At 39.5% G+C, this 10,839-nt stretch carries 11 protein-coding genes; 3 read left to right on the forward strand and 8 right to left on the reverse strand.

The features are described from left to right. Positions 1 to 353: 353 nt before the first annotated feature. A complete protein-coding gene (locus OMHG_RS13575; RefSeq protein WP_010651431.1) occupies positions 354 to 1,223 on the reverse strand; it encodes a nucleotidyltransferase-like protein in 870 nt (289 codons plus the stop codon). 123 nt (positions 1,224 to 1,346) lie between these two features. On the opposite strand from OMHG_RS13575, the gene OMHG_RS13580 reads away from it, so the two are divergent. Together OMHG_RS13580 and pabB are read left to right on the forward strand one after the other, a co-directional pair. After that, entirely contained in the window at positions 1,347 to 1,730 is a 384-nt protein-coding gene (locus tag OMHG_RS13580) for a YgzB family protein (RefSeq protein ID WP_010651432.1), read from the forward strand. A gap of 129 nt (positions 1,731 to 1,859) precedes the next feature. Next, positions 1,860 to 3,599: an aminodeoxychorismate synthase component I gene (gene pabB / locus OMHG_RS13585; protein WP_010651433.1), complete on the forward strand. Its 1,740-nt coding sequence runs from the start codon at positions 1,860 to 1,862 to the stop codon at positions 3,597 to 3,599. A 40-nt stretch (positions 3,600 to 3,639) separates the two neighbouring features. Here the strand turns inward: pabB and perR are convergent, their stop codons facing one another. The 5 genes from perR to OMHG_RS13610 form a co-directional block, all read right to left on the reverse strand. After that, entirely contained in the window at positions 3,640 to 4,083 is a 444-nt protein-coding gene (perR, locus tag OMHG_RS13590) for a peroxide-responsive transcriptional repressor PerR (RefSeq protein ID WP_010651434.1), read from the reverse strand. Positions 4,084 to 4,208: 125 nt separating this feature from the next. Continuing rightward, on the reverse strand, positions 4,209 to 4,766 hold the full coding sequence (locus OMHG_RS13595; protein ID WP_010651435.1) for a cob(I)yrinic acid a,c-diamide adenosyltransferase: 558 nt from the start codon (positions 4,764 to 4,766) through the stop codon (positions 4,209 to 4,211). Positions 4,767 to 4,768: 2 nt separating this feature from the next. After that, complete coding sequence (locus OMHG_RS13600; RefSeq protein WP_010651436.1) at positions 4,769 to 5,719, reverse strand: D-2-hydroxyacid dehydrogenase; 951 nt, start codon at positions 5,717 to 5,719, stop codon at positions 4,769 to 4,771. Positions 5,720 to 5,812: 93 nt separating this feature from the next. Continuing rightward, entirely contained in the window at positions 5,813 to 6,283 is a 471-nt protein-coding gene (gene bcp / locus OMHG_RS13605; RefSeq protein ID WP_010651437.1) for a thioredoxin-dependent thiol peroxidase, read from the reverse strand. Positions 6,284 to 6,342: 59 nt separating this feature from the next. Then, positions 6,343 to 6,774, reverse strand: coding sequence for a potassium channel family protein (locus tag OMHG_RS13610; protein ID WP_010651438.1), 432 nt, complete (start codon positions 6,772 to 6,774; stop codon positions 6,343 to 6,345). A 184-nt stretch (positions 6,775 to 6,958) separates the two neighbouring features. Between OMHG_RS13610 and OMHG_RS13615 the strand changes: the two genes are divergently transcribed. Then, a complete protein-coding gene (locus tag OMHG_RS13615; protein ID WP_010651439.1) occupies positions 6,959 to 8,254 on the forward strand; it encodes a glutamate-1-semialdehyde 2,1-aminomutase in 1,296 nt (431 codons plus the stop codon). A gap of 52 nt (positions 8,255 to 8,306) precedes the next feature. Here OMHG_RS13615 and OMHG_RS13620 read toward each other — a convergent pair whose 3' ends face one another. Further along, positions 8,307 to 10,064, reverse strand: coding sequence for an ABC transporter ATP-binding protein (locus OMHG_RS13620; protein WP_010651440.1), 1,758 nt, complete (start codon positions 10,062 to 10,064; stop codon positions 8,307 to 8,309). A gap of 121 nt (positions 10,065 to 10,185) precedes the next feature. Continuing rightward, complete coding sequence (gene ntdP / locus OMHG_RS13625; RefSeq protein ID WP_010651441.1) at positions 10,186 to 10,713, reverse strand: nucleoside tri-diphosphate phosphatase; 528 nt, start codon at positions 10,711 to 10,713, stop codon at positions 10,186 to 10,188. Between the last annotated feature and the right edge of the window lie 126 nt (positions 10,714 to 10,839).

A 10,839-nucleotide genomic window follows, 5' to 3' on the forward strand; every position in this document is an offset into this window, starting at 1 on the left:
TCATTGAGTTATTTCAAAAAGAAACAAGTTTCTTTTTGGTTGACATACTGGTTGTTTTGTTCAGTTTTCAAAGAGCAAATTAGTTGGTCGCTTTATTAGCGGCGACTTCTCTAATATAACATAACTCCTGACGTAATGTCAACAATTATTTTTAAGTTGTTTTGTTGCCGATTCGCAATCGAATTTGACAACGGATATAACTTTACCACGGTTATACATTAAAGTCAACGCTTTTTTACAATTGAATTTCAATCTCTTTACAACTCAATAATCCTCTTCTAACAGGGTAATGCCAGCAGGACATCACCCCATATCCAATTCATCATATTCCTGAGGTTTTCCAGTTGTTACATTTAATCTTTCAGAATGTATTTCCTTTGAAAGACACCTATACCCTTAGTTTCTTCCTGCACCGTATCAATAATATTCTTTTCGACGAGATAGGATAAAATCGAACTCAAATCAAATGTATACGGCTGGACGGATGGCATTCGCTTAATGTCTGCATAAGACCATGCGGTTTCTCCCTCTTTCAATAAATCCAATAGATGGGCTGCTGCTTCAACAGCTCTGTTATTAATTATAAAATCCATTGCAATTATCATCAGTTCTATTCTTTTATCCACTTCTTCATTGCTTTCAATAAATTCTTCATACAGTTTATATACTTCAAAATCGATGTTTTTCACCTGGCTCCAGACTGTCACCTCTGGATAGTACCCCTTTTCAATGACCGAAAGTCTTGCTAAATAATGCAGGGAATTAAGGATCTTACTGTGAGAATCCTTGTATTCTCTTGTCTCGTAAAGCGACTTAGCTTCACTATAGCTTTTAATAAGCTTTCCAAAATCGATTACTTTCCTTAAGTTTCTTTTCTCTATTGGAAAATCACGAAGCTGTTCTTTTAAATGAGCGATGTATTCATTGCGATCAAATACAGTCTTTCCATAGATGATCCATTCTACTGCTCTGCGGTAACCGCTCGTATCAATCCATTCCATCAATACATTTTCTTCTACTATATGAAGTGCTGCTGTCTTTCCGTCAAACTCATAATGCTTTACATACCATGACTTCTCATATTCATTCACCACAATTAGCAGAATCATATCAAAATCATCTGTAATTGGGCTGTCGTGTTGTGTCTTCTCTATTGTTAGTATCCCCATTGTATTCGGATTGCTGGCATGTTCTTGATAGATAGGTCTTAGGAAATTATCCATTATTCGATTTCCTCCATTCTCTAATATTATATATTTCGTTACATTTAAGTCAAAATCCTTTCTCAAAATAAAACTTTTTACAAAATTATGCTATACTACAATTGTAAATTAAGGAGGAACAACATGGCACAACAATTAGTTTATTCGAGTAAAATCAATAAAATAAGATCCTTTGCCCTGATATTGGTTTTTGGCGGAATCCTTCTGATGTACGCTGGAATTTTAACTAAAAGTATTGAATGGCTAATGGTATTATTCTTTCTATTAGGTGTCCTGATGGTCGTTTTAAGCTGTGCGGTTTACGTTTGGATAGGTACCCTATCACTTAAAGCTGTACCGGTTATTTGTCCCAGCTGTGATAAACCAACTAAAATGCTCGGTCGTGTGGATGCTTGCATGCACTGCAAACAACCGTTAACGATGGACAAGGGTTTAGAAGGTAAAGAGTTTGATGAAAAGTACAATACACGCAAATATGCTAAAACTGCTAAAAACAATAGCAAATAAAAATCCGTCGTCCTACGGCGGATTTTTTTAGAGTAGTTAAGTTATCAATGACAGCAATCAATAGAAACCCTTCGTATCTTAAAAGCCCCTGCAATGAATTACTCTATATACGAGAAAGGACGGAGTAAGATGTTACCGTTACTGCATTTTAACTTCAAAAAGGAAAATGGGAAGGATAATCCTTTTCTATTTGAAAGTCCGATCAAGGTGTTTTCGGCTTCCACCATAGATGAAGTCATTCCCCTGCTAGAAGAGATTGAAACCATGACAAATAAAGGATACTATGCTGCTGGATATCTTTCCTATGAGGCAGCACCTGCATTTGATAAAGCATTCAAAGTGAATTCTGATTCAAAAATGCCTATCCTATGGTTCGGTATATTCAAAGAACCTCAACAAATATCCTTACAGAGCTTTAAGGAATTTCATACTAATGACTGGAAGGTCCAAACAGAAGCAAATGAATATAACAAAAACATTGACCAAATAAAGGACTATATTGAACAAGGTGTTACCTATCAAGTAAACTATACGGTTCGGATGCGTTCCAATTTTACTGGAGATTCCATAGCCTATTACAATAAACTTTCACAGGCCCAAGCAGCAAATTATAGTGCTTATCTAAATACTGGAGATTATACAGCAATTTCAGCTTCCCCAGAATTATTCTTCCATTTAAAAGACGGGAAGGTTACAACCAAGCCGATGAAAGGCACCATCGATAGAGGCAAGAACCGTGAGGAAGATCAATCCAAATCAGCGTGGCTGTACCATTCTGAAAAGAATCGTGCTGAAAACGTAATGATAGTCGACCTATTGCGTAATGACCTTGGAATGATTGCAAGGCAAGGAAGCGTTGCTGTTCCAAGCTTATACGCAATTGAAGAATATCCCACTGTCTACCAGATGACCTCAACAGTGACAGCAGAAATTTCCAGCGATAAGACAATAATGGATATCTTCAAAGCATTATTCCCTTGTGGATCAATAACAGGGGCGCCAAAGATAAGTACAATGGAGATTATTAATCAATTGGAGAATAGCCCTCGAAATGTCTATTGCGGGGCGATCGGCTATATTACTCCAGAAAAAGAGGCAATTTTTAATGTGCCAATTCGTACGGTCCTGATAGAGAACGATACTGGGAATGCTGAATATGGAGTCGGTGGAGGGATTACCTGGGACTCCATAAACCAGGAAGAATTCAGCGAAGTCTTCATGAAAGCAAAAGTATTGGACGTAAAACCTGATGAATTTAACTTACTGGAATCATTCGGTCTTGAAGATGGAGATTATATAGTTCTCGAAAACCACCTGAATCGGATGAATCGGACAGCCGAATTCTTTGACTTCAGAATGGATAGCATATCTGCCAGAAGAAAATTAGAGGAGTTTGCAGCAGATCATCCTTCCGGGAAATGGAAAGTCCGATTACTTTCTAACAGAAGCGGGGACCTCTTTATAGAAGGAAATCAAATTACGGCTATCCATAAACCTGTAGTGGTCAGCTTGGCGAATTCTCCTGTTTCTAAAGATAATGTGTTTTTACGTTATAAGACAACAAATAGGGCGATTTATGATGATATACGTATTCAATCTCCTGATGTCTATGATGTTCTGCTTTGGAATGAAGATAGGGAAATTACGGAATTCACTACTGGAAATATAGTAGTGGAACTGGATGAACAAATGTATACACCTCCATTAGATTCCGGACTGCTGGCGGGTACATTCAGGGAGGATTTACTCGAGAACGGGATGATTTCAGAGAAGAAGATTACAATGGAAGAACTTAAAGGAGCTTCACGGATATGGCTGATTAACAGTGTACGAAAGTGGGTTCCCGTCCATATGAAAAAAGCATACTAAAAAACCCAAATGCATTCACGCTGCCTTTGGGTTTTAACTATTAATGCTTTTGAGTCAGCACTGCTTGACAGTTTTCACATTTGCCATACACTTCAAGACGATGGTGGCTTACATCAAAGCCGGTAATTTGTTCGGCAAGGGATTCCACTTCATCCAGTGAAGGATAATGAAAGTCGACTATCTTCCCACAGCTATCACAAATGATATGATAATGATCAGAGGTATTGCAATCAAATCGGCTGGATGAGTCACCGTAGGTCAGCTCCCGAACGAGACCGATTTCTTTCAGCACACGGAGATTATTATATACTGTAGCAACACTCATATTGGGGAATTTACCTTCCAATGCTTTATAAATCTCATCTGCTGTTGGATGTACCATTGCATTCAGCAGATATTCAAGAACTGCGTGACGTTGTGGTGTGATACGGACGCCTGATTCCTTCAGTGTATCAATCGCTTCCCGTAATTTTGCTTCAGACACCGTCAACCACCTCTCTTTCAGTAATATATATTTCAATTAATAACATTATTAAATTATAATCTTTATAATTAGTGTACCCGCTTCTATAGCATTCTGTCAATATAAGTATATTATACAGCCTTTTTTTAAATATCCACTTTCAATGTATATTCTTCTCCACCAAGTATCTTATTTATATACCGTGCCGCAACAAATAAAAAGTCTGATAAGCGGTTTAAATAAGAAAAGACCAGTTCATTCTCCAGTTCATCTCCCAAACCGACTACTATTCGCTCCGCCCGCCTTACTACCGTCCTTGCTGTATGCAGGGCACTGGAAGCACTATGTCCAGAAGGGAGAATAAAGTTCTTCAATGGTTCCAGCTGCTCATCCCATTCATCAATCTGCGCTTCCATTTCATCGATATGTTTCTGTTTCAATCTCCACGTGACTTCTTTTTCCTTTGGAGTAGACAGCTCAGATCCCACATGAAAAAGAATAGTCTGTATTCGGTTCATCTGCTCCAGAAATGCCTGTTTTCCGTCCCATTCTTCCTTGTCGAGGAAGCTTAGAGCCAGACCAATGAACGAATTAGCCTCATCACATGTCCCGTAAGCTTCCACACGCAAGTGATTTTTTGGTACACGCTGGCCATAGACCAGTGAGGTCAGCCCCTTGTCACCTGATCTGGTATAGATTCGCATGTTTAATACCCCCTCGATAAATCAATTCGATTCATGAAGCCATTATCGTCTCCATCTATATATTTCTGGAGATTATTGCTGAAAATCTCCATTGCCCTGCTTACATAATGTGGTGATAATCCAGAAATATGCGGTGTAATTGTAATAGTTGATTCGCTCCAAAATGGATGATTCTCCGGCAATGGCTCTTCTTCCACTACATCCAGAACCATATGGGCAATCTCCTTATTTTGCATTGCTTTTAGAATCACATCACCACTGACTGCATCACCTCGCCCTATATTCATAAAGACACCGTGTTCAGGCATTAATTTAAAATGATCATATGTAAAGAATCCCTTCGTTTCTTTTGTACTCGGCAGAACAGAAACAAGAAAGTCGGCATCCGGCAGAAGGTCCGTCAGTTTATCATTTGGGTAGTTTTCATCAAAGTAATCCACATCTTTTCCGCTTCTTGATATACCTATCGTTTTCATGCGGAATGCCTTTGCAAGCCGTGCCACCTCTTGCCCAATTGCACCAGTACCTGCGATAACTATCGTTTTCCCTGTAATTTCCTGGATTTTGACGGATTTATTCCAACTGTGATTCTGCTCACTTTGCATCAGTGTCTTTTCCTGACGATAAACTTGCAGAAGCATTGATATAACATATTCAGCCATCTGTATTTTATGAATGCCTCTTGCATTCGTTACAATTATACCTTTCTCTTCAAGGATTCCAGACGGCAGACCATCCACACCCGCAGCAAGAATCATGATCCACTTTAGATTAGCCGCACCCTCTATTAGCTCCTCATTTATATCTGAACCATAGGTAACCATTACTTCAGCTTCACTCAGATACTGTTTTACTTCATCCTTGCTATTCGAAAACACAAATGACTGATCCGAAAATGACTCCTTTAATTTAGTCTGATGTTTCTCGGAAACATTTGCAGTAACCAATATCATAGCAACTCTCCTCTCCCTATTCTTATATTTATAGTAACCGTTTCCCTCCTGTCTGAAAAGTAAAAACAGTCCGATTATGGACTGTTTTAAATGTCATTGCAGATTTTCTTTAATAAATTGCAAGGCTTCCTCAACATGGCCCTTTACTTTTACTTTCCGGAATTCCCGTTGAAGCTTCCCTTCCTTATCCACGATAAAAGTAGAGCGCTCGATACCATAATATTCTTTTCCAAAATTCTTTTTGAGTTTCCAGACGCCAAAGTCATCAGCTACTTTATGGTCCTCATCAGCCAGCAGCAGAAAAGGCAGGTCATGTTTGTCGATAAATTTCTGATGGCTCTTAACCGGGTCTGGACTGATACCGATAATGACCGTATCCAGTTCCCCAAAGCTTTCATGCTGATCCCGGAAATCACAAGCCTCTGTTGTACAACCAGGAGTCATATCTTTTGGATAAAAATACAGGACAACATGCTTACCTCTAAAGTCGGATAAGCTCACCTGTTCTCCCGAATGGCTCTGCAACGTAAAATTCTCTATCTGTTTTCCCACTTCCACTGTCATGAATAAATCCCTCCATCGATACGAATCTAAATCCACTATATCATATAGAAGAAACAGAATCATTTATCCCTGCTCCTCGAACCGGCCTGTACTATTTTCAGTACGAAAGCAGCAGGAAGAATGTAACCAATCAATGCCTCCGAAAGTGCAATGAATCTGCCAAGCCCAATCGGCGTTATATCGCCATAGCCAATTGTCAGTAGAGTGACCCCACTGAAATAAATGGAATGGATAATGGAGCCGATTATGCTCACCTGCCGCAATTCACCATTCTCAACAAGTATGATGCCCTGAAACGATAGGATAAAATAAACCAGTCCATATCCAATCATCACAATGACATAGATAAGCAGCAGTGCAGCGAATATTTCCATTGAAAAATAGCTTTCTCTTCCTATCGCTATATTGATCGCATTAGCACGAATGAAGTCATAGATACTCTTAAATACCACAAAACAGATTGCGAGGAATAAAACCCATGGAATAAGCATTCAACTGGACCCCACTTCTGATAAACTTTATATTCTATATGTATGCAAAATAATGGCAGGCTTGCTTATCGGAAAAGAAAAAGTTAATTCCTGCACAACCTTAAAGAATGTATTCCATACCATTTTTTGTTATATTAGTTATTGTTAAAGGAACTGCTTTGACAATCAAGGGAGGAAGCAATAGATGAATTTCACGAAGTCAGAGGAACTGCATAACGAAGCATTAGAGCTTATTGTCGGTGGTGTCAATTCGCCTTCTCGAGCATATAAAGCTGTCGGTGGTGGTTCACCAGTATACATGGAACGTGGGCAAGGTCCTTATTTTTGGGATGTAGATGGCAATAAATATATTGACTATCTTGCTGCATATGGCCCGATCATTACGGGACATGCACATCCACATATAGCAAAAGCTATTGCAGAAGCAGCAACAACCGGTGTTTTGTATGGAACACCAACTAAATTAGAGAATCAATTTGCCAAAATGTTAAAAGATGCTATCCCATCACTTGAACGGGTTCGCTTTAATAATTCAGGTACAGAAGCAGTTATGACTACTATACGAGTTGCCCGTGCATATACCGGCCGCTCAAAAATCATAAAATTTGCTGGATGCTATCACGGTCATTTTGATGCTGTGTTAGTCCAAGCAGGTTCTGGTCCATCAACATTAGGTACACCAGATTCTGCCGGAGTTCCAAAGTCCACTGCAGCAGATGTCATTACTGTTCCGTTTAATGATCTGGGAGCATATAAAGCGGCATTGGATAAATGGGGTGACCAGGTTGCCGCAGTATTGGTCGAACCGATTGTCGGAAACTTTGGGATTGTTGAGCCGCATGATGGATTTTTACAGGCAGTCAATGACTTGACCCACGAGGCAGGCGCACTCGTTATATATGATGAAGTAATTACTGCATTCCGGTTTACATATGGCAGTGCACAGCAAGTATACGGTGTAGAACCAGATATGACCGCGATGGGTAAGATTATTGGCGGCGGTTTGCCTATCGGGGCTTATGGCGGACGAAAAGATATCATGGAACAAGTAGCGCCACTTGGACCTGCGTATCAAGCAGGTACCATGTCCGGAAACCCGGCATCTATGGCTGCAGGGATTGCCTGCCTGGAAGTATTGAAGCAGGATGGTGTGTATGACAAACTGGAACAGCTTGGAAAACAGCTGGAACAGGGTATTCTTGCAAAGGCAGAGGAGTTCGGTATCCAGATTACTGTCAATCGCCTGCGCGGTGCACTTACTGTATACTTTGGTGATGAAGAAATAACCAACTATGCACAAGCTGAAAAAACAGACGGTAAGGCATTTGGCCAATTCTTCAAATTGATGCTGGAGCAGGGAATTAACCTTGCGCCATCAAAATATGAGGCTTGGTTCCTCACAACTGAGCATAAAGAATCCGATGTGGATCGGACAATCGATGCTGTAGGACATGCCTTTAGAACAATGGCAAGCAATTAAAAAGAAGCACACTCTTTTACGAGAGTGTGCTTCTTTTATGTCTTTATATGCATTACACCTGTTTTTCATCCAGGTTTTGAATCTGATACAGATCATAGTAGCTTCCTTGTTTTTGCATCAATTCGTGATGGGAACCTATTTCGACAATTTCACCATTTTCGACAACCACAATCCGATCTGCATGTGTAATCGTTGCTAGTCGATGTGCGACGATAAATGTCGTTCTGTCGGAAGCTAATTTTTCCATCGTTTCCTGTATCAAATGTTCACTTTCCAGATCCAGTGCAGATGTAGCCTCATCAAATATTAAGACTGGCGGATTTTTCAGGAATACACGTGCTATTGCTACACGCTGCTTTTGCCCGCCAGACAATTTAACACCGCGTTCACCAACTAACGTATCGTACCCATTGGTCAATGATGTAATGAACTCATGTGCATTGGCAGCTTTAGCAGCCGCTATCACTTCCTCATCAGTCGCATCTGGATTACCCATTCGGATATTCATTGCAATCGATTCACTGAAAAGAACATTATCCTGCAGTACCATGCCAATATTATTCCGCAATGATCTTGCCTTCATATCGCGAATATCTATGCCATCTATTTGTATGGCTCCACCTGTAACATCGTAGAATCTTGGTATCAGGCTAATTAGCGTCGACTTTCCTCCGCCACTCATACCTACAAATGCAATGGTCTCCCCTTGCCTGACATTAAGATTAATATCCTTCAGTACCGGATTGGTTTCGTCTTCATATCTAAAGGAGACATTTCTGAAGTCTACTGAACCTTTCACTCTACCAGGATCAATCGCATTTTCCTTGTCCACGATATCGTATTTTTCATTCATAAATTCAAAGACACGATCAATGGATGCAATCGCCTGAACAAGCGTTGTTGAAGAATTTATCAGCCTTCTCAATGGACTGTAGACCCTTTCCAAGTATCCTACAAAAGCAACCATCGTACCAATCGTAACATTTCCCATGATAACCTGATACCCTGCGAAAGCAATGACCAAGAGCGGTGCCAGGTCTGTGATTGTATTTGTCACAGCGAAGGTTTTGGCATTCCAATCTGTATGGTGCAGCGCCTTATCAAGGAAATTCCTATTCCTCGTTTCAAACTGCTCCTGTTCATATTCTTCCAACGCAAAACTTCTCGTTACCGGAACACCTTGAATACGTTCATGTAAATGTCCTTGTACCTCTGCAAGCGCTTGTGATCTTTCTCTCGTCAAACGGCGTAGTTTGCTGAAAAAATATTTAATCGAAAATCCAAATAGCGGAAATAGGATAATAGAAACAATCGTCAATCCTACATCCATTGTTAGCATAAGTCCGATAGCAATCAGTATCGTAATTAAATCAAGCCAAATATTCATCAATCCAGTAATCACGAAATTCTTCGTTTGTTCGACATCATTTATTACCCGGGAAATAATTTCGCCGGTTTTTGTCTGAGAATAGAATTTTAGGCTTAATTTTTGTATATGATCAAATAATTTGTCTCTTATATCAAATAAAATCTTATTGCCTACCCATTGTGCAAGATATTGTCGAATATATTCAATAGGTGGACGTAATACAAGGAACACAACAAATGCAATACCCATAATCCAGAATAGATTGTTTATTTTATCTGCATTGCTTATTCCCTCAGCCACTATGATTTCATCAATTACATATTTCAAAATCAGTGGCATCAATAATGGTATTCCAAATTTAATTATCCCCACCATTATGGTCCAGAAAATCTTCCATTTATATGGTTTTACAAATTTCATGTACTGCTTAACACTGCTCATATATTTATCTTCCTCTTTGTGTTTTGATTCACTCTTTATGTTTTTGATTCAAATAGAAAATCCCTGTTACCTTATTATTACAGTAACAAGGACACCATCTCACTGCCTGTCCATATTTTCCTTAGCGATATGTTAAATACCGTTCATACCAGCTATCCACGAAATCAGGTGCAAACGGACCTTTGCGCTGGCGCACCCAGCGCAAAAGATATTCCATATTATTATGAAGAATTTTATCTAAGACAGCTGGGTAATTCATTAGTTTACTATGTTCATCATACTCATCTTCGTCCAATAGATCATATGTCATATCCGGATATACTTTAACGTCCAAATCATAATCAATATATTTCAACGCTTCTTCATCATATACGAAGGGAGAACTTATATTGCAATAATAATGGATCCCATCATCCCGCAGCATTCCTATGATATTAAACCAATACTTTGCATGGAAATAGCATATTGCCGGTTCCCTTGTAATCCAAGTCCGAAAGTCACTTTCTGTTACGAGGGTGCGATCATTGGCTCCAATAACAACCGTTTCCGTACCCTTTAAGACTAAGCTGTTCTCCCACGTCCGATGCAGCTTTCCGTTGTGTTTGTAACTCTGTATTTGCATTTTAGAACCCGCCCTCGGAGTAGCCATCCTATCTTCCTTTCCCCTAACATCTGATACCGATCTAATTATCCATTAATTATAAAGGTAACCTCAGCAAATATAAAGCATAATGCCCGGCTCTATTTCAGGCTGGAAGAAATCAAAAACAGAAAA

The sequence above is a fragment of the Oceanobacillus massiliensis str. N'diop genome, assembly GCF_000285495.1.
GTDB classification, from domain to species: Bacteria; Bacillota; Bacilli; order Bacillales; family Amphibacillaceae; genus Oceanobacillus; species Oceanobacillus massiliensis.

Bases quoted from the DNA above. Each gene is read 5' to 3' on its own strand.
- OMHG_RS13575 (WP_010651431.1), bottom strand. From the start codon at position 1,223: ATGGATAATTTCCTAAGACCTATCTATCAAGAACATGCCAGCAATCCG.
- OMHG_RS13580 (WP_010651432.1), top strand. From the start codon at position 1,347: ATGGCACAACAATTAGTTTATTCGAGTAAAATCAATAAAATAAGATCC.
- pabB (WP_010651433.1), top strand. From the start codon at position 1,860: ATGTTACCGTTACTGCATTTTAACTTCAAAAAGGAAAATGGGAAGGAT.
- OMHG_RS13595 (WP_010651435.1), bottom strand. From the start codon at position 4,766: ATGCGAATCTATACCAGATCAGGTGACAAGGGGCTGACCTCACTGGTC.
- OMHG_RS13600 (WP_010651436.1), bottom strand. From the start codon at position 5,719: ATGATATTGGTTACTGCAAATGTTTCCGAGAAACATCAGACTAAATTA.
- bcp (WP_010651437.1), bottom strand. From the start codon at position 6,283: ATGACAGTGGAAGTGGGAAAACAGATAGAGAATTTTACGTTGCAGAGC.
- OMHG_RS13610 (WP_010651438.1), bottom strand. From the start codon at position 6,774: ATGCTTATTCCATGGGTTTTATTCCTCGCAATCTGTTTTGTGGTATTT.
- OMHG_RS13615 (WP_010651439.1), top strand. From the start codon at position 6,959: ATGAATTTCACGAAGTCAGAGGAACTGCATAACGAAGCATTAGAGCTT.
- OMHG_RS13620 (WP_010651440.1), bottom strand. From the start codon at position 10,064: ATGAGCAGTGTTAAGCAGTACATGAAATTTGTAAAACCATATAAATGG.
- ntdP (WP_010651441.1), bottom strand. From the start codon at position 10,713: ATGGCTACTCCGAGGGCGGGTTCTAAAATGCAAATACAGAGTTACAAA.